The organism is Spirosoma gilvum (assembly GCF_054776815.1).
In genome coordinates this window covers 683,816-702,909 of sequence record NZ_BAAHBH010000002.1, presented here as the reverse complement: position 1 = coordinate 702,909, position 19,094 = coordinate 683,816, and the positions used below count along the sequence as shown (strand labels likewise).

At 52.3% G+C, this 19,094-nt stretch carries 13 protein-coding genes; 11 read left to right on the top strand and 2 right to left on the bottom strand.

Annotation, left to right across the window (positions count from 1 at the left end; genetic code table 11):
- Positions 1 to 261: 261 nt before the first annotated feature.
- The 4 genes from ACYVFD_RS07635 (at position 262) to ACYVFD_RS07620 (ending at position 8,976) form a co-directional block, all read left to right on the top strand.
- The gene (locus tag ACYVFD_RS07635) at positions 262 to 1,767 is read left to right on the top strand and encodes a circularly permuted type 2 ATP-grasp protein (protein WP_461089204.1); all 1,506 of its coding nucleotides are present in this window, start codon (positions 262 to 264) and stop codon (positions 1,765 to 1,767) included.
- A 111-nt stretch (positions 1,768 to 1,878) separates the two neighbouring features.
- Positions 1,879 to 2,859, top strand: a complete 981-nt coding sequence (locus ACYVFD_RS07630) for a glycosyltransferase family 2 protein (RefSeq protein WP_461089202.1) — start codon at positions 1,879 to 1,881, stop codon at positions 2,857 to 2,859.
- Positions 2,860 to 3,009: 150 nt separating this feature from the next.
- Positions 3,010 to 5,901 (top strand): T9SS type B sorting domain-containing protein, encoded by a 2,892-nt coding sequence (locus ACYVFD_RS07625; protein WP_461089201.1) that lies wholly within the window; start codon positions 3,010 to 3,012, stop codon positions 5,899 to 5,901.
- A 642-nt stretch (positions 5,902 to 6,543) separates the two neighbouring features.
- Positions 6,544 to 8,976: a T9SS type B sorting domain-containing protein gene (locus ACYVFD_RS07620; protein ID WP_461089200.1), complete on the top strand. Its 2,433-nt coding sequence runs from the start codon at positions 6,544 to 6,546 to the stop codon at positions 8,974 to 8,976.
- A gap of 91 nt (positions 8,977 to 9,067) precedes the next feature.
- On the opposite strand, the gene ACYVFD_RS07615 is transcribed toward ACYVFD_RS07620, so the two are convergent.
- Both ACYVFD_RS07615 and lysA read right to left on the bottom strand, forming a co-directional pair.
- Positions 9,068 to 9,781 (bottom strand): YebC/PmpR family DNA-binding transcriptional regulator, encoded by a 714-nt coding sequence (locus tag ACYVFD_RS07615; RefSeq protein ID WP_461089199.1) that lies wholly within the window; start codon positions 9,779 to 9,781, stop codon positions 9,068 to 9,070.
- A 147-nt stretch (positions 9,782 to 9,928) separates the two neighbouring features.
- Positions 9,929 to 11,182 carry a diaminopimelate decarboxylase gene (gene lysA / locus ACYVFD_RS07610; protein ID WP_461089198.1) on the bottom strand — a complete coding sequence of 418 codons (1,254 nt, stop codon included), beginning with the start codon at positions 11,180 to 11,182 and terminating at the stop codon, positions 9,929 to 9,931.
- Between the two features lie 42 nt (positions 11,183 to 11,224).
- Between lysA and ACYVFD_RS07605 the strand changes: the two genes are divergently transcribed.
- The 7 genes from ACYVFD_RS07605 (at position 11,225) to ACYVFD_RS07575 (ending at position 19,092) form a co-directional block, all read left to right on the top strand.
- Positions 11,225 to 12,616: an alkaline phosphatase D family protein gene (locus ACYVFD_RS07605; protein ID WP_461089197.1), complete on the top strand. Its 1,392-nt coding sequence runs from the start codon at positions 11,225 to 11,227 to the stop codon at positions 12,614 to 12,616.
- 36 nt (positions 12,617 to 12,652) lie between these two features.
- Positions 12,653 to 13,375: a glucosamine-6-phosphate deaminase gene (locus tag ACYVFD_RS07600; protein WP_461089196.1), complete on the top strand. Its 723-nt coding sequence runs from the start codon at positions 12,653 to 12,655 to the stop codon at positions 13,373 to 13,375.
- A gap of 102 nt (positions 13,376 to 13,477) precedes the next feature.
- Positions 13,478 to 14,809 carry an NCS2 family permease gene (locus ACYVFD_RS07595; RefSeq protein WP_461089195.1) on the top strand — a complete coding sequence of 444 codons (1,332 nt, stop codon included), beginning with the start codon at positions 13,478 to 13,480 and terminating at the stop codon, positions 14,807 to 14,809.
- 149 nt (positions 14,810 to 14,958) lie between these two features.
- The gene (locus tag ACYVFD_RS07590) at positions 14,959 to 15,798 is read left to right on the top strand and encodes a 5'-methylthioadenosine/adenosylhomocysteine nucleosidase (protein ID WP_461089194.1); all 840 of its coding nucleotides are present in this window, start codon (positions 14,959 to 14,961) and stop codon (positions 15,796 to 15,798) included.
- Positions 15,799 to 16,087: 289 nt separating this feature from the next.
- Positions 16,088 to 17,170, top strand: coding sequence for a lipase family protein (locus ACYVFD_RS07585; RefSeq protein WP_461089193.1), 1,083 nt, complete (start codon positions 16,088 to 16,090; stop codon positions 17,168 to 17,170).
- Positions 17,171 to 17,324: 154 nt separating this feature from the next.
- Positions 17,325 to 17,939 carry a TetR/AcrR family transcriptional regulator gene (locus ACYVFD_RS07580; RefSeq protein ID WP_461089192.1) on the top strand — a complete coding sequence of 205 codons (615 nt, stop codon included), beginning with the start codon at positions 17,325 to 17,327 and terminating at the stop codon, positions 17,937 to 17,939.
- A 10-nt stretch (positions 17,940 to 17,949) separates the two neighbouring features.
- On the top strand, positions 17,950 to 19,092 hold the full coding sequence (locus ACYVFD_RS07575) for an FAD-dependent oxidoreductase (protein ID WP_461089191.1): 1,143 nt from the start codon (positions 17,950 to 17,952) through the stop codon (positions 19,090 to 19,092).
- The last annotated feature ends 2 nt before the right edge of the window (positions 19,093 to 19,094 follow it).

The window sequence follows — 19,094 nt, the reverse complement described above, 5'->3', positions numbered from 1 at the left end:
TCGTCGGCACAAATCAAAAACTAATAGCCTGTCTAACAATGACTTGCCCCCATTATCATTTGTGAGTAAATGAATTTGGAAAACCCCTTAGGGCGATTATAAGGTGATGAACGTCGAATCAGAAGAAACTACCTTACCGATGAACTTTATCAATAGTGCCTGTTAAGTATAAATTTTTACGTTTAAAGCGTTTTATTTGCAGAATGCTTTGGTCGTCAATATTCTATTTGGCCGCTGACCCGATTATAAATAGATTGTTCTATGAAAAAACAAAATACCCGCCAATCGCAGTCACAGACACTCAATGGTATGACGCAGTCGCAGGGGCAGACCAGCGTTAATTTCTCGTTTTCAGACTATCAGACCGAGAACTTTTTTGATGAGATGTTCACCAGCGAAACGCAGGTACGAGCCGGGTATGCTCCATTTCAGCAACGCGTCGAGGAATTGACCCGTGAAGATATTATAAGACGCCAGCATGCAGCCGAACGTGCCCTGATGAGTATGGGTATCACCTTCAACGTCTACTCGGAGGGAGAAGGTACAGAACGAATTATGCCCATCGACATTATTCCCCGTGTGATTGAATCAGCGGAATGGAATCGCCTTGAGGCTGGCCTGATTCAGCGCATCAAGGCCATCAATATGTTTCTGGACGATGTGTATAACGAACAGCGAATCCTGAACGATGGCGTTGTACCACGCGACCTGATCGAGTCCAGCAAATCGTTTCTGCCGGGTTGTCTGGGTGTACGCCCACCCAAAGGAATCTGGTGCCACATCACGGGTACCGACCTGATTCGGGGGGATGATGGCCAGTTTATGGTGCTGGAAGATAACCTCCGATGCCCGTCTGGGGTGTCGTATATGCTTGAAAACCGGGAGCTTATCAAGCAAACATTTCCGGAAGTACTGACCCAGACCGGTGTTCGGCCCGTATCGGATTATCCTACCCGACTGCTGCAGATGTTGCAGTTTATTGCCGACCGACCTAATCCGACCGTGGTAGTCCTGACGCCGGGCATTTACAACTCGGCTTATTTTGAACACTCATATCTGGCTCAGCAAATGGGGGTTGAGTTGGTCGAAGCTCGTGATCTGGTCGTATCGGGAGGTTACGTAAAAATGCGTACGACCAAAGGCTTCCAGATTGTCGATGTCATTTACCGACGTATTGATGATACGTTTCTGGACCCGCTGGCCTTCAATCCAGATTCGATGATTGGCGTGCCGGGTATTTTTGAGGTGTACAAACGCGGCCGGGTCGCGCTGGCCAATGCACCAGGGACAGGCGTGGCCGACGATAAGGTAATTTATGCCTACGTTCCCCGAATAATTCAGTACTATCTGGGCGAAGAAGCGATCATTCCGAACGTACGAACCTACATCTGTCGCGAGGAAGAAGACTGCCAGTATGTGCTGGACAACATCGAACAACTGGTCGTTAAAGAAGCCAACGAAGCGGGTGGCTATGGTATGCTAATTGGTCCCAAAGCCTCCCCCGAAGACCACGAACTGTTCCGGCAGAAAATCAAAGCCAATCCCCGAAACTATATTGCCCAGCCCACGATTTCGCTCTCGCGCGTACCTTGCCTGGTGGGCGATCATGCCGAAGGCCGTCACGTCGACCTGCGCCCATATATCCTCTACGGCGACAATGTTAACGTGATACCGGGCGGCCTGACTCGGGTTGCCCTGCGGAAAGGCTCGCTGGTGGTCAACTCCTCGCAAGGTGGAGGAGGTAAAGATACGTGGGTATTGTATTAAGTTTCAGACCCGACCGTTTCAGGTTTCAAGTTCCGCCGGTTAGGTTTGCTAATCTGGAACATGAAACCTGAAACTGTTTAACTTTACACCCCAACTATCGACTAAACTGCTTTGCCCGACTTAAGCATTATCATTGTCAATTACAAAACTCCCCAGCTCATCCTCAATTGCTTAGCTTCTGTTTATGAGTTCACAACCGGGGTTCGTTTTGAACTAATTATTGTCGACAATCAATCGAACGACAACAGTCAGGTGACCATTCAGGCAGTTTATCCTGACGTTCGCTGGTTTCAAACGGGCTACAATGCGGGTTTTTCACGGGCCAATAATCTGGGCATACGCGAAGCAAAAGGTCGCTACATTCTCCTGCTCAACTCCGATACACTTCTGATCGACAATTTGCTGGGTCATTGCGTCCAGCTACTCGATACTCGTCCTGATGTAGCGGCTGTGAGCGCCATGCAACTCATGGCCAATCGACAGCTTCGCCCGAATCTGTACACAACCTTCGGCCAGATGCGCCGGGCTTTTTACATCCTGCCGGGCGGAGTAGCCTCCGAAAAATTCCTCTATCGACTCATGCCCGATCCGCAGTTCGATGACCCTAATCAGGTCGAATGGCTATCGGGCGCTTTCCTGATGACGCGTAAGTCGGTCATTGATAAGGCCGGTGGCCTGGACGAAAGCTTTTTCATGTATGGCGAAGATGTGGAGTGGGGGTATCGACTCGGCAAGCAGGGCAAGTTGCTTTTATTGCGTAACGAGGGCTTTATTCATCTCGAATACGGCAGTAGCGAAGATAATCAGCAGCACGTGGTTACACACATCAACCGGTTTAAACCCCAGGTACAGGTGTCGCAGTTGCTCTGGGTACGAAAGCAGTACGGCGTTGGTGCCTACCTTGTCCTGATCCTGCATTATATCCTGATGATTCCGGTTGTATTTATCTGGAAAATGGCCGTCAATGTTCGTGATCGTCGTGCTCCCTGGGCTGAGATGAGCAGCCAATGGGCATACACAAAAAATGTGGGTATTTTCCTCCGCTTTTTCTGGAAAACGCTTTTCAATCGTCCAGGTTTTTACAAGGTGTAGCAACCTGTTCATCCTGCGTTTCCAGAACCTGGACTTGCCGGAAGTAGGGAGACTATCCAGCGCACATACCATTCAAAATCAATCGGATCAGAAGAATACGCTTTTCGTAGATTGCAACGTTGTAGGTGAAAAATGGAAACATCTACATCTATGCGATTCGTTTACAGTCTTGGGCTTTGGAGCATACTGCTCGGGGCAATACTATGCCCCACGATCAGTCAGGCTACCCACGTGCGGGCGGGAGAAATTACCACCAAGCGTATTTCGCAAACTTCGCTTACTTATCTGATCACCTTTACCGCTTACTTTGACGAAGCGAATGGGAAACCCGCTTCCGATCTGGCCGACAGCTATACCATGTGTTTTGGCGATGGTACTTCATCAGAAGTAAAGCGATGGCAACGGAAATTGATCAATGGCCAAACGTCCTCAATCGACTCCTATACCATCATTCATACCTATCAGGGGCCCGGCACCTATACGATTGGGATAACGGTGGCCAACCGAAATAATAATACGAAGAACCTACCGGCTCCGTCACAAGAACTTCGTTTCTATGTCTCAACGACGATTCTGATCAATGCGGCTCTGCTGACCAACTCCACCCCCGTCATGCTCAACCCACCCCTGGACTCAGGACGGGTGGGTCAGAAGTTCTGCCACAACCCGGCCGCCTTCGATGCCGATGGCGATAGCCTCGCCTACCGACTCAGTGTACCACAAACGGCTCTAACCGACAATGGGTGCACAGGCAGGACTATAACGGGTTATCAGGACCCAACACGATTCAGTACATCGAGTGAAAATGGGGGAACGCCTACGTTTAGCATTAATCCGATCACCGGGGAATTATGCTGGGATGCTCCTGGCCAAGCGGGTCAGTTCAACTTCGCCTTCATCATCGAAGAATGGCGTAACGGTGTGCTGATCGGCGAGATCACCCGCGATATGCAGATCATCGTCGTCGACTCCCCCAACAAACGACCCCTGCTGGCCCCCATCCCCGACCTGTGCGTCGAGGCCGGTACCCTCATCCAGCAACCCGTCACGGCCACCGACCCCGATGGACAACGCGTCATCATCGCTGGTTTCGGGGGCGTCTTCAACGTGGGCCAGGATGGAGCCGCCCTGGCTCCGGGTGAGCTCATCCCGCCCGCCTACGCCCAGCTGATCAACGGCGGCATCGCTCAGGCCCAGCCTGCCACGGCCAGCTTCCGCTGGCAGACCAACTGCAACCAGCTCCGGGATGCCCCCTACGATGTCACCTTCAAGGTCACCGATGTGCCCCCCAAAGGCACCCCCACCCTGACCTCCTTCCAGACCTTCCGCATCCAGCTCGTCGGACCTTCGGTCAAGAACCTATCTGCCAAGGCCGTCACCATTCCCAGCGGCAGAGCCGTCCAGCTCAGCTGGGATGCCTATACCTGCTCGCCCAGCCAGGCCAGCAACCCCACCAAACTGGCCCTCTACCGCAGCGAAGGATGTACTCCGCCCCCCAGCAGCTCCTGCGCCACGGGCGTACCGGCAGGCTACGTCAAGATCGCTGAGCTGCCCGTCTCAGCCACCACCTACACCGACACCTCCACCCTCAAACGGGGCGTCTCCTACGGCTACCTGATGGTGGCCATCTACCCCGACATCAATGGCGGATTCAACGGGGGCGTCAGCAAAGCCTCCAACCTGGCCTGCATGGAGCTGCCCCTGCTGGCCCCGGTCATCACCCAGGTGACGGTCGACTCCACCCACACCACCCGGGGACAGATCACCGTCCGCTGGACCCGACCCCTGGGACTTTCCCCCGGCGATCTGCCCGGCCCCTACCAGTACCGGCTCCAGCGGGCCACCGACCTGGCCGGGACGAATTTTGTGCCCATCGCCAGCATCAACACCAGCCTGCTGGCCTCGGCCCCTGACACGCTCTTCATCGATAAGGGCACATCGGCCTCCGCGCTCAACACCGAGGCCAATGCCTACCGCTACCGGGTGGCCTTCTACTACACCCTCAACGGTCAGCTCACCCAACTCGATGTGACCGAAGCAGCCTCCTCGGTGCGGCTGGCCACCAACCCCGTCAACCGCCAGATCCGTCTGGCCTGGCAGGCCAATGTGCCCTGGAGCAATGACAACAAGACCCATGATGTGTACCGAAGCCGAAGTGGACCCAACGGCGTCTTCAACAAGATCGCTGAGGTTGCGGTCACTACTCCGGGCTCCTACACCTTCACCGATGATGGCACCGACCGCTTTGTGGCCGATGGCAACACGAGCCGCAGCCTGTCAGCCGACAGCAGCTACTGCTACCGGGTGATGACCCGGGGCCAGTACACCGACCCTCAACTGGCCCGCCTGGGGGTGCTGCCCAACTACAGCCAGATCAGCTGTGCCTCCCCTTCGGACACCACCAAGCCCTGCCCCCCGGTGCTCAGGGTGGAGGCTCTGGACTGTGCGGCCCTGAGTTCGGAGGCTCTCTGTGATCAGAGCAGCTTCACCAACAAGCTCAGCTGGCAGCCCACCGCCAGTCCCACCTGTGATGCCAACCTGGTCGCCTACAAGATCTACTACAGCCGCTATGCCACCGACTCGTTGACCCAGCTCAGCTCGGTGACGGTGCCCACCACCAGTTTTGATCACAGCAGTCTGACCACCGTAGCAGGTTGTTACTACGTGACGGCGGTGAGCCGCCGGGGGCTGGAGAGTGCTCCTTCCAACAAGGTGTGTGTGGATGCGTGCCCCAGTTTTGTGCTGCCCAATGTGTTCACTCCTAACGGGGATGGCAAGAATGATGTGTTCCAGCCGCTGAAGTGTCCCCGGTTTGTGGATCGGGTGGAGTTTGTGGTCTACAACCGGTGGGGGGCCAAGGTGTACGAAAGTGTGGGCAGTAGTTTGAGCTGGGATGGCCGCAGCAGTGATGGGGCGGAGCTGCCCACGGGCTTGTACTACTACCAGGCCAGTGTGAGTTATGCGATGCTGGACAAAAACGCTCCCCCCCAGACGTTGAAGGGCTGGGTGCAGATCCTGCGGGAAGGTGTATCGATGAAGTAAAAGGGAGAAGGCAGAAGGGGAGTATGCTGTTTCCCAATTCTCCCTTTCCTCCCCCTCCTCCCTTCTTCTTTTTTTCCTTCTTTATTTAAAAAATCAACCAAGTAGTTAATAGTACCAATTTTCTAATACACTTTTGGTAATTCAAATCGTTGTAGAGGAAAATAGGATACGTTTATGCGGTTCGTTTACAGTCTTGGACTTTGGAGCATACTGCTCGGGGCAATACTATGCCCCACGATCAGTCAGGCTACCCACGTGCGGGCGGGGGAAATTACCACCAAACGCGTTTCAGCAACTTCACTTACTTACATCATTACGTTTACTGCCTATTATGACGAAATTAAGGGTCGACAGGCTGCCGACCAGGCAGAGCCTTATACTTTTTGTTTCGGAGACGGTACAACTTTGGATGTCAAACGAGCGAGTCGGAAGTATATAAATGGCCGTACGTCATCGGTCAACTCGTATACAGCGATCCATACCTACCCTGGTCCCGGCGTTTATACCATTGGCATTACGGTACCTAACCGGAATGCCGATACCAAAAACTTACCGCCACCTGCTTCCTCTGATCAGATTCGGTTCTATGTCTCAACAACGATTCTGATCAATGCGGCTCTGCTGACCAACTCTACCCCCGTCATGCTCAACCCACCCCTAGACTCAGGCCGAGTGGGCCAGAAGTTCTGCCACAACCCGGCCGCCTTCGATGCCGATGGCGATAGCCTTGCCTACCGATTGAGTGTACCGCAAACGTCATTAACGGATAATGGGTGTGTAGGTAGGAATATTCCGGCTTATCAGGACCCAACGCGATTTAGTGGATTAGGGAGTGAAAGTGGGGGAACGCCTACCTTTTCGATCAATGCCATCACGGGTGAGTTGTGCTGGGATGCACCCGGTGAAGCGGGTCAGTTCAACTTCGCCTTCATCATCGAAGAATGGCGCAACGGCGTCTTGATCGGCGAGATCACCCGCGACATGCAGATCATCGTCGTCGACTCCCCCAACAAACGACCCCTGCTGGCCCCCATCCCCGACCTGTGCGTCGAAGCCGGTACCCTCATCCAGCAACCCGTCACGGCCACCGACCCCGATGGACAACGCGTCATCATCGCTGGCTTCGGGGGCGTCTTCAACGTGGGCCAGGATGGAGCCGCTCTGGCTCCGGGTGAGCTCATCCCGCCTGCCTATGCCCAGCTGATCAATGGCGGCATCGCCCAGGCCCAGCCTGCCACGGCCAGCTTCCGCTGGCAGACCAACTGCAACCAGCTCCGGGATGCCCCCTACGATGTCACCTTCAAGGTCACCGATGTGCCCCCCAAAGGCACCCCCACCCTGACCTCCTTCCAGACCTTCCGCATCCAGCTCGTCGGACCTTCGGTCAAGAACCTGTCGGCCAAGGCCGTCACCATCCCCAGCGGCAGAGCCGTCCAGCTCAGCTGGGATGCCTATACCTGCTCGCCCAGCCAGGCCAGCAACCTCACCAAACTAGCCGTCTACCGCATCGAAGGCTGCACCCCGCCCCCCAGCAGCTCCTGCGCCACGGGCGTACCGGCAGGCTACGTCAAGATCGCTGAGCTACCCGTTTCAGCCACCACCTACACCGACACCTCCACCCTCAAACGGGGCGTCTCCTACGGCTACCTGATGGTGGCCATCTACCCCGACATCAATGGCGGATTCAACGGGGGCGTCAGCAAAGCCTCCAACCTGGCCTGCATGGAGCTGCCCCTGCTGGCCCCGGTCATCACCCAGGTGACGGTCGACTCCACCCACACCACCCGGGGACAGATCACCGTCCGCTGGACCCGACCCCTGGGACTTTCCCCCGGCGATCTGCCCGGCCCCTACCAGTACCGGCTCCAGCGGGCCACCGACCTGGCCGGGACGAATTTTGTGCCCATCGCCAGCATCAACACCAGCCTGCTGGCCTCGGCCCCTGACACGCTCTTCATCGATAAGGGCACATCGGCCTCCGCGCTCAACACCGAGGCCAATGCCTACCGCTACCGGGTGGCCTTCTACTACACCCTCAACGGTCAGCTCACCCAACTCGATGTGACCGAAGCAGCCTCCTCGGTGCGGCTGGCCACCAACCCCGTCAACCGCCAGATCCGTCTGGCCTGGCAGGCCAATGTGCCCTGGAGCAATGACAACAAGACCCATGATGTGTACCGAAGCCGAAGTGGACCCAACGGCGTCTTCAACAAGATCGCTGAGGTTGCGGTCACTACTCCGGGCTCCTACACCTTCACCGATGATGGCACCGACCGCTTTGTGGCCGATGGCAACACGAGCCGCAGCCTGTCAGCCGACAGCAGCTACTGCTACCGGGTGATGACCCGGGGCCAGTACACCGACCCTCAACTGGCCCGCCTGGGGGTGCTGCCCAACTACAGCCAGATCAGCTGTGCCTCCCCTTCGGACACCACCAAGCCCTGCCCCCCGGTGCTCAGGGTGGAGGCTCTGGACTGTGCGGCCCTGAGTTCGGAGGCTCTCTGTGATCAGAGCAGCTTCACCAACAAGCTCAGCTGGCAGCCCACCGCCAGTCCCACCTGTGATGCCAACCTGGTCGCCTACAAGATCTACTACAGCCGCTATGCCACCGACTCGTTGACCCAGCTCAGCTCGGTGACGGTGCCCACCACCAGTTTTGATCACAGCAGTCTGACCACCGTAGCAGGTTGTTACTACGTGACGGCGGTGAGCCGCCGGGGGCTGGAGAGTGCTCCTTCCAACAAGGTGTGTGTGGATGCGTGCCCCAGTTTTGTGCTGCCCAATGTGTTCACTCCTAACGGGGATGGCAAGAATGATGTGTTCCAGCCGCTGAAGTGTCCCCGGTTTGTGGATCGGGTGGAGTTTGTGGTCTACAACCGGTGGGGGGCCAAGGTGTACGAAAGTGTGGGCAGTAGTTTGAGCTGGGATGGCCGCAGCAGTGATGGGGCGGAGCTGCCCACGGGCTTGTACTACTACCAGGCCAGTGTGAGTTATGCGATGCTGGACAAAAACGCTCCCCCCCAGACGTTGAAGGGCTGGGTGCAGATCCTGCGGGAAGGTGTATCGATGAAATAAAAGGGAGAAATAAAGAAGGAAAAAAGGCAGAAGGGAGGAAAGGAGTCAACTAACGATTCCCTTCCTCCCTTCTGCCTTCTCCCTTTTCCTTTTACTTCATATTATGATAAACCATCTGTACATCATCGTCCTCTTCGATGCGCTCGATGAGTTTTTCAACGTCAGCGACTTCGTCGTCGGTTAGCTCTTTGTAGTCGTTCGGAATCCGCTCGAATTCAGCCTGTTTGATTTCGTAACCTTTTTCTTCAAGATATTTTTGAAGGCTACCGAATGCCGTGAATTGACCGTATATAACGATCTGATCGGTGTCTTCATCGTACTCAATTTCGTCGCCACCGTAATCAATCAATTCCAGTTCCAGTTCGTCCCGGTCGACTCCCTCGGCCGGAATGCGGAAAACCGACTTTCGCTCAAACATAAAGTCGAGCATGCCCTGCGTACCCAGGCTACCACCCAGTTTGTTCAGGTAGCTCCGAACGTTGGCTACTGTACGGTTATGGTTATCCGTTGCCGTTTCGATAACGAGCGCAATGCCATGCGGAGCGTAGGCTTCATAGACAATCTCCTTATAGTCTTCCTGCTCTTTCGATGAGGCTTTTTTGATGGCCCGTTCAACGTTTTCCTTCGGCATGTTAGCCGCTTTGGCATTTTGGATAATCGCCCGAAGTCGGCCGTTGGTATCTGGGTCAGGACCGCCACTTTTGACGGCCATAACGATATCTTTGCCAATGCGGGTAAAGGTCTTGGCCATTTGACCCCACCGCTTCATTTTGCGAGCTTTCCGGTATTCAAACGCTCTTCCCATTGTTTTTTGTGGTCATTAAGGGTCATTCAAACGTCATTGGATGGTCATTAAATAGTCATTTAGTTGTCATTTCTTGTCATTGACGCCTGCTTAGACATAACAACTCCTGACCGCTTAATGACAATAAAATGACTACCAAATGACCATCTAATGACTATATACAGATGATTCAAATTCAATAATTTCCTGGCCTCGCATTAAGTCCTCGAAGGTTTCACGCTGGCGAATGAGATAGGGTTTACCTTCGTAGACCAGCACCTCGGCCGGACGAAAACGGGCATTGTAATTCGAAGACATACTAAAGCCATAAGCCCCTGCATTCTCGAACGATAATACATCACCCGGACGTACTTCGGGCAGCGTCCGGTCGGTGGCGAAGGTATCTGTTTCGCAAATGTATCCGACAACGTTGTAAGTCTTCGGTTCGCCGGTTGGGTTCGAGATGTTTTTGATATCGTGGTAAGCGTCGTACATCATCGGGCGAATCAGGTGATTCAGTCCTGAATCGACCGCGACAAATGTCCGGGTTGGGTTTTCCTTGACGATGTTGGTGCGAACCAGCAGATGACCGCTTTCGCTAACCAGAAACTTACCCGGCTCGAACCAAAGCTCCAGTTCACGACCATATTCCTGACAAAACTTCTGAAAGGCCACCGACACCTTATTCCCCAGATCAGCCACGTCGGTTATGTGGTCGCCCTCTTTGTAGGCCACCTTAAACCCACTACCGAAATCAATAAATGTCAGATCAGGGTAGTCGGTAGCCAGATCAAACAGCACATCAGCACCTTTCAGGAAAGCATTCGCATTTTTGAAATCTGAACCGGTGTGAATGTGCAGCCCCGTTACCGAAATCTGGTATTGCTCTACAATCGCCCGCATTTCGGCCCGTTGCAGGATCGAAATACCGAATTTGGAATCAGCATGGCCGGTCGAAATTTTGATATTGCCGCCTTCGCTGATATGTGGGTTTATACGGATACTCACCGGCACCTGACTACCGTAGTTTTGCCCAACCCACTTAAGCAGAGGCAGACTGTCGACGTTCAGTTGCAAACCCAGTTCAATGGCTTCGCGGATTTCGCCAAACGATACACCGCTGGGTGTAAACATAATCTGGCCAGGCTCAAAACTGGCCAGCATCCCCATCCGGGCTTCGTTGACCGACACCGAATCCATTTCAACCCCCTGCTGGCGCATGAGCTTCAGGATCGACACATTTGTCAATGCCTTGGCTGCGTATTTTATCTTGAGATTAACTCCGGCAAAAGCGGACCGGAGTAAGCCAATTTTTTCGATAATTTTGTCGGCGTCGTACACGTACAAAGGCAGGCCGAATTCATCGGCTATGGCCAGTACATCGACACCCTGAATCTGATAAATCTGGTTATTTAGTTGCATACCTTCAGAAAACGAACCGCAAAATTACGCCAACTTTCCCCCATGTACAAAATTCAAGGGTATCTGTTCCTACTTATCCTTCTCGGCACTTATCCGGCTTTTGCTCAGCAGCCTACAGTTGCCAAAGGAAAGAGCCGCCCGATCAGCGCGAATTCACAGACCAGAGCAGTATCGCAACTTCAGTCGGGCCCCATGGTTGGCTATTCTGATATGCGGGAAGTAATGCTCTGGGCACAGACAAAAGGACCTGCCAAGGTCCAAATCCGGTATCATGAAGCCGGTAAGGCAACGCCAGTTTATCTGACCAACGAAGTACAAACGAACCGGCAAACGGCTTTTACCGCCCACCTGCTCGCCGATCAGGTGGACCCCGGCAAAAAGTACGAATACGACGTGTTAATCGGGGGCCAGAAGGTGAGCCTGCCCTACCCGACCCAGTTTCAAACCCAACCCCTATGGCAGTGGCGGACCGACCCACCGACTTTTCGTTTCGGCGTCGGAAGCTGCACTTACGTCAACGAACCTGACACCGACCGGCCCGGTAAGCCCTACGGCGGAGGTTACGAGATTTTTACAGCACTGGCCGCTCAGAAACCGGATTTCATGCTCTGGACGGGCGACAATACCTACACCCGTGAAACCGACTGGAATAGCCGGACGGGCGTTCTGAAACGCTATACGCATACGCGTTCGCTGCCTGAAATGCAACCCTTACTGGCCAATACCCACAACTACGCCACCTGGGATGATCATGACTACGGCCCCAACGATGCCGACCGCTCTTACTGGCTCAAACCCGTTACCCTCGAAGCTTTCAAACTGTTCTGGGCCAATCCGAATTTCGTTTTCCCGGAAGGTTGCGCGGGTACGTTTTTCTGGAACGACTGCCAGTTTTTCCTGCTTGACGACCGAACGTTCCGTGCTCCCAACGATATGCCCGATGGACCCGAGAAAGCCTATTTCGGCGACAAACAAATTCAATGGCTGGTAGATGCCCTGACGTTCAGTCAGGCTCCGTTCAAATTTATCGTAACCGGTGGCCAGATCATCAATCCGACAAAGGCGTTCGAAAACTATAGTATTTACGGTACCGAGCGGGATCGACTCCTGAAAGCGATTACTGATGCTAAAATTCCTGGTGTGCTGTTCATCACCGGCGACCGCCACCATTCGATCCTGCACAAACTGGACCGTTCGACTACCTATCCAATCTACGATCTGACCATTTCCCCGCTGACCTCATCGGTATCGCAACCCCGAGCTGATGAGCTAAAGCAACCAACCTACGTGGATGGCACGCTGGTTACCGAACGTAATTTTGGCCTGCTGAGCGTAAGTGGGCCACTCAAGGATCGTGTACTAACGATAAAAGTCTACGACCAGAAAGGTACCGAACGCTGGACCCGCGATATTCGGGCTAATGAATTGAAATAACGGCTGCTGTTGATACGGAGCCCCAAACTACTCAGTATGATTCTTCAAAAATTTCCTGACCACGACACCCTTTCGCAACATACGGCTGAACACATTGCCGCACTCATTACTGAGAAGCCCAACGCCCTACTTTGCCTGGCCTCCGGCGATACACCCATCGAAACCTACCACCGATTTGTGGCTTTGGCGAAAGCTGGAAAGGTAGACGTTAGCCAGTGCACGTTTGTCGGCCTAGACGAATGGGTTGGTTTTGGACCGGACGATTTTGGCAGTTGCTCATATTACGTATTCCGGGACTTGTTCAATCCGCTCCAACTACGCCCCGATCAGATTCATGTCTTCGATGCTAAATCGTCGGACCTCCCAGCTGAATGTGCCAAAATCGATGCGGTCATCCGAGCCCATGGTGGGCTGGACTTACTCCTGGTCGGTATGGGCATGAATGGACATATTGCCCTCAACGAACCCGGAACACCCTTCGATTTAGGTTGTCATATCTCCCAATTAGCGGAGAGTACGATCACCGTCGGACAGAAGTATTTTGATAAAGAAACCACATTGACACAGGGCATTACGGTTGGGTTACGGCATCTGGCCGAGGCTCGTGAAGTAATCCTGCTGGTGAGTGGTGAAAAGAAAGCGCCTATGCTTCGCGAGGCACTGACCGGCCCCATCACCAACGAAGTACCGGCCAGTATCATGCAGACACACCCCAATGCATTAGTCTGGGTCGATGAAGCGGCCGGGAAATTGGTTTAATCACGGAATGGTCATTAGTTGTCATTTGCTTTGCGTCATTAATTGTCATTTCTTGTTTGTTCTGTACGAAATACTGCCTGATTAGCGCCAAATTCCTGCTTAATGACAACCAATGACCACCTAGTGACTACTAATGCCAGCAATCGCCGGACCGAAATCCTTGCCGGTATCTCGACGTTTCTGGCCACCATGTACATCATCGTCGTTAACCCGGCTATTCTGAGTCAGGCGGGTTTGCCGTTTAGTGGTGTGCTGACGGCGACGGTTCTGCTTTCCTTTTTTTGCAGCCTGATGATGGGGCTCTATGCCCGCAACCCGATTGTAGTAGCACCGGGTATGGGCATGAATGCCTTTTTTACCTTCACGGCTGTTAAAGGCATGGGAATTCAGCCTGAGGTAGCTCTTGGGGCTGTATTCTGGGCGGGTGTGTTGTTTCTGTTAATGTCGGTGCTGAACCTTCGGTCGGCTATTGTACGGGCGATTCCGCAACCCTTACGTTATGCCGTGTCGGCCGGTATTGGGCTATTTATCACCCTGATCGGCTTCGAAAACGCTAAGTTTATCGTAGCCAATCCAGCTACGCTGGTCGGTATTGCTCATTTGAACGACCCGATTATCCTCACCTTTGTGTTTGGCTTGTTGCTCACCAGCGTACTGGTCATTCGTGATGTGCCGGGAGCCATTATCATCGGTATTGTGCTGACCACATTAGTGGCCTGGCCCATTGGGCGATGGTGGGGGGATGCTTCGGCTATTAATTTCGGGCAAAAAACGCTGGTCAATTTTCAGGGCGTTTGGGCGGCCCCTGATTTCTCCCTGCTCGGCAAGCTGGATTTAATGGGTTCGCTGTCCTGGGCTCTATGGCCAGTAATTTTTGCCTTTGCCTTTACCGATCTGTTCGATAGCCTGTCTACGTTCGTGGGCGTGGCCGAAGCGGGTGCTTTACAGGATGAACAGGGAAACCCACGAAATCTGAATCGATCACTCCTCACCGATGCGGTAGCTACGACCTTAGCCGGTCTGCTGGGCACCAGTCCCGGTACGGCTTATATTGAATCGGCAGTGGGAATTGCGCAGGGCGGACGAACGGGGCTTACGGCTATTGTAGCCGGCTGTTGTTTTATCCCTTTCCTGTTTCTGTCGCCCCTGCTGTCGATCATTCCGGCTATTGCTACGGCTCCGGCGCTGGTGTTGGTCGGTGCCTTTATGATGAAACCCATTACGCGCATCAACTGGGGGCAGTTAGACGATGCCCTACCGGCGTTTCTGGCCCTGGTTCTGATTCCATTCAGTTACTCGATCACGCAGGGGCTGATCTGGGGATTTCTCTCCTGGACCGTTATCAAACTGGCAATCGGTAAGATGGAAGAACTACCCATTAGCCTGTTGATTGTTGACGTATTTTGTGTGCTAGCCCTTACGAGTGGGCATTGATTACAACCTGGCTGGTATGTTTTTTGTCATTCCGACGCAGGAGGAATCTTCGGGTGAGCAAGAAAAACATTCTTACCCGAAGATTCCTCCTGCGTCGGAATGACAAAAAACGCCGACTTTCCGGCAACAATAAACGTTTGAACAACTTCATGAATAAACAACTACAGTTCCTCTTCATCTCCCTCACTCTTTCGCTATTTCACTCGTTCACCTTTGCTCAACGTTATAAAACCAAACCCATTACAGGTCTGCTGGGCGCGTTCGGAGCCGAAGTAGCTCTGGTTAAAGAATCATTGCGGAAGCCTAAAACCGTTGTTGTCGATGGGGTTACGTTTACCTGTGGACGAATTGGCAACCAGCGCGTTGTAGTTGCCGAAACGGGAATCGGCAAAGTCAATGCGGCTATGACGACATCGCTTATGCTCGATCATTTCCGGCCTTCGCGTATCCTCTTTACGGGCATCGCCGGTGGTACGAATCCCGACCTCCAACCGGGCGATATTGTGATTGCGGGTCGAACAGCCCATCATGATTATGGCTCCATCACCAACAAAAACACGCCTACTCGCCAAACCCGCAACGCCATCACCAAAGAGTTTAACCCCGTTTATTTTCCAGCCGATTCATCGCTGATGCATTTAGCTGAAACCGTGGTTAAAACTGTTTCGCTGGAAGGAATTCCGCTGGCTTCGGGTGGTGTTTCCGACCGACCCGTTAAGGTCGTTACAGGTACGGTGGTTACGGGCGATGTGTTTGTGGCTTCGGCTGATAAGGTGAAAAGTTTGCGGGCTGATTTTGGGGCCGATGCGACTGAAATGGAGGGAGCGGCTGTAGCTCAGGTTTGCTATCAGATTCAGGTACCCCACCTGATTATCCGCAGCCTCAGCGATCGGGCCGACGCAGAAGCCCACATTGCCTACGACAAATTTTATCCGACAGCCGCGCGAAATTCAGCCAAATTGGTGATAGCCTTAGTGAAAGCTTTATAGCCATTTAGTCAAAACATTGCCTACCAGAAAGTAAGCGTATTGTTTTTTTACATCTTTGAGAATGAAGCTGTTTGAACTTTTCGAATAATTGGATTGATTTTTTGTCATTCCGACGATAGGAGGAATCTCAAACCTGACTATTGAGGAAGTTTGAGATCCTCCTATCGTCGGAATGACAAAAAAAGAAAGGCTTTTGACTAAAAAGGAAAAGTTTAAACAGTTTCAACACTAAACGACTGATCAATAAGTTATTGTTACTTATTGATCAGTCGTTTAGCAACCCTCAATTATGAAACACACGACTATTTACTTTCTTCTGGTTTTACTCCCTAAAATGCTTCAAGGACAAGCCCTAAAACCGGGTTTCGATAAGGCCGAGTATATCGAATTATTGAAAGTATCAGCGCAATTTGGCGATTCGACGTACGTAAAGGCTTTTCCAATTCCTGAGCGATTCAAACCAGTTTACCGTTCGCCCGTTGTGGGGTTGGATAACCGTTGGGATTTATGGGCCAACAATCAGGGAGTTGCCGTCCTGAGTATCCGGGGAACAACGGCCAACAGCGTGAGTTGGCTGGCTAATTTCTACGCGGCTATGGTCCCAGCCAAAGGCGAACTTCAAATCAGCGACACTGAAAAGTTTTCGTATGAACTGGCTTCCAGCCCGTTGGCGGCTGTGCATGTGGGCTGGTTGGTGAGTACGGCATTTCTGACAAAAGACATGCTTCCTAAAATTGATTCGTGCTATCGGGCTGGTATTAAAAACATGCTGATCATGGGTCACAGCCAGGGAGGTGCCATTGCATTTCTACTAGCGGCTCACCTTCGCCAACTGCAAAAACAGTCCCGAATCCCTGCCGACATTCAGTTCAAAACCTATTGCAGTGCCGGACCTAAACCGGGAAATCTACCTTTCGCTTACGAATACGAAGCCGCTACGCAGGCTGGCTGGGCGTATAATGTCGTTAATTCAGCCGATTGGGTGCCCGAAGTCCCGTTGACCGTCCAGACTGTCCATGATTTCAATCCAACGAATCCCTTTGTTGGTGCTCCAGCAATGATCAAAAAACAGAAATTTCTGAAGCGAATTGCCTTAAAATATGCTTACAACAGCCTGAGTAAACCCGCCCTAAAAGCGCAGAAGAACTACCAGAAATATCTGGGTAAACTGGCATCTAATACCGTTAAGAAAAACCTGAACGGCTACGTAGCGCCCGACTATTACCAAAGCAACGACTATGTCCGAACCGGTAACACCATCGTTCTACTAGCCGATAGTACTTACCTCGCCAAATATCCCGACAGTAAAGAGAAGATCTTCATCCATCATTTTCATCCGCCGTACCTATACCTCGCGGAGAAATTACCTTAATCCGTTCAAGCCAATTGGCCAGTACGTAATCAAGCATTCTGTATGAACCCGATGAGGCCGTAAAGTCAATTAGTATTAAAGATATTTTATTAGTAAATGAACGTTTACTTACTAAATAGCATTATCTTTTCAAATCGTCAGAAATCGCACAGCTATGCGACCAAGAAATAGTGAAAAGGAAGAATCGATTCGAACCATCGCTCTGAAAATCATTCAGGAAGAAGGGCTGGAAAATCTGAGTATGCAGAAGTTGGCCAAAGCCGCTAATGTGTCGCCAAGAACCATCTACATCAAATACGAAAACAAGGAAGACCTGCTCATCAAGCTTTTTATCGATGAGGTGTTGGGGGCTTATGAAACTGCCGTGCTGGAAAATTTCGACGAAAAGCTTGATTTCGAAATGGGCGTCAAAAGGATTTGGCAGAACAGCTTTCGGTATTTTCAACACAATCGGCAGGCGTTCGCGCTAATGCAATACGGCAAATCGTCGCCCTTATTGAACAAGGCGTTTCGGGAACGTGACATTCAGGAAGGGCAGTTCTTTGCACCTATTCATCGGTTTCTGGTCCATCATGCCAACACTGGTACGATCAGAGATTTCCCATTTGAAATCCAGCGAGCATTACTCTTCGCCCCCCTTTTCGACCTCGTCAACGAATACTTCGAATATATCGATAGACCTCAGCAGATTATTACCGAAAAACTCATGCTCAACTGCTGCGAAACGGTGATCAGTGGAATGCTAATCAAAACAGACAAACACAAGTAACAACAGACCAATGAACCCCATTACAAACAAAAAAATAGCCATCGTCGGCGGTGGTCCCGGAGGACTAACCCTAGCCAGACTCTTACAACAGAAAGGTGCCGACCTAACCGTTTATGAACGGGATCAGAATGAGCATGTTCGGGTACAGGGCGCTACCCTTGACCTGCATGATGACTCTGGCTTGCGAGCGTTAGAGGAAGCTGGATTGATGGCCGCGTTTAAAGCCGTTTATCGTCCGGGAGCCGACCGAATGCGAATTGTAGACAAAGCTGGCGCGATCTTATTCGACGACGATTTCAACTCCAGTGACGAACTGTTTCGACCAGAGATTGACCGTGGCCCCTTACGGAAATTATTGCTGGACTCGCTGCAGCCCGGTACCGTCGTATGGGATAGCCAATTGGTATTGCTAACTCCATCAGGTAATGGTTGGCAACTTGACTTTAAAAATGGCACATCGGCTTATGCCGATCTGGTGATTGCTGCCGATGGGGCTAATTCCAAAATACGACCCTTCATTACGCCTATCAAGCCTTTTTATTCTGGTGTTACCATTGTGGAGGGCTCCGTTTATGACTCCGAAATCTCAGTACCTTCTATTCACAACCTCTTGAATGGTGGAAAAATCTTCGCACTGGGCGACGAGAAAACATTGATCGTCAGCTCAAAAGGCGACGGTAGCCTGGTGTTTTATACAGGTTGCAAAACAGACGAATTGTGGTTTCGTGATAATGAAATCGATTTTAGTGACCGAGCGCAAGCCCTTAGCTGGTTCAAAGAGACATTTGCCGGATGGGATGAACGTTGGGGTGAATTGATCAACAACGCCAGTTTACCCTTGACGCTTCGTCCGCAGTACTGTATGCCCCTAGACCAAACCTGGGATGCTTTACCCAACCTGACCATGTTGGGCGATGCTGCTCACCTGATGCCGCCATACGCAGGCGAAGGAGTTAATATGGCGATGCTGGATGCGTTGGAATTAAGCCATTGTCTGACTAACGAAACATACGCCGACACCCTATCTGCAATTGCCGAGTATGAAAATCAGATGCGGACGAGAGCATCCGAAATGGCCAGGATGACATTGGAACAAACCGACTCCCTGCATTCGGCAAGTGCCATTTCTAATCTGCTTGAACTGTTTAGCTGACC

Excerpts from the sequence above, each read along its gene's own strand:
- ACYVFD_RS07635 (WP_461089204.1), top strand. The coding sequence starts at position 262 with ATGAAAAAACAAAATACCCGCCAATCGCAGTCACAGACACTCAATGGT.
- ACYVFD_RS07625 (WP_461089201.1), top strand. The coding sequence starts at position 3,010 with ATGCGATTCGTTTACAGTCTTGGGCTTTGGAGCATACTGCTCGGGGCA.
- ACYVFD_RS07620 (WP_461089200.1), top strand. The coding sequence starts at position 6,544 with ATGCTCAACCCACCCCTAGACTCAGGCCGAGTGGGCCAGAAGTTCTGC.
- ACYVFD_RS07615 (WP_461089199.1), bottom strand. The coding sequence starts at position 9,781 with ATGGGAAGAGCGTTTGAATACCGGAAAGCTCGCAAAATGAAGCGGTGG.
- lysA (WP_461089198.1), bottom strand. The coding sequence starts at position 11,182 with ATGCAACTAAATAACCAGATTTATCAGATTCAGGGTGTCGATGTACTG.
- ACYVFD_RS07605 (WP_461089197.1), top strand. The coding sequence starts at position 11,225 with ATGTACAAAATTCAAGGGTATCTGTTCCTACTTATCCTTCTCGGCACT.
- ACYVFD_RS07600 (WP_461089196.1), top strand. The coding sequence starts at position 12,653 with ATGATTCTTCAAAAATTTCCTGACCACGACACCCTTTCGCAACATACG.
- ACYVFD_RS07595 (WP_461089195.1), top strand. The coding sequence starts at position 13,478 with ATGACAACCAATGACCACCTAGTGACTACTAATGCCAGCAATCGCCGG.
- ACYVFD_RS07590 (WP_461089194.1), top strand. The coding sequence starts at position 14,959 with ATGAATAAACAACTACAGTTCCTCTTCATCTCCCTCACTCTTTCGCTA.
- ACYVFD_RS07585 (WP_461089193.1), top strand. The coding sequence starts at position 16,088 with ATGAAACACACGACTATTTACTTTCTTCTGGTTTTACTCCCTAAAATG.
- ACYVFD_RS07580 (WP_461089192.1), top strand. The coding sequence starts at position 17,325 with ATGCGACCAAGAAATAGTGAAAAGGAAGAATCGATTCGAACCATCGCT.
- ACYVFD_RS07575 (WP_461089191.1), top strand. The coding sequence starts at position 17,950 with ATGAACCCCATTACAAACAAAAAAATAGCCATCGTCGGCGGTGGTCCC.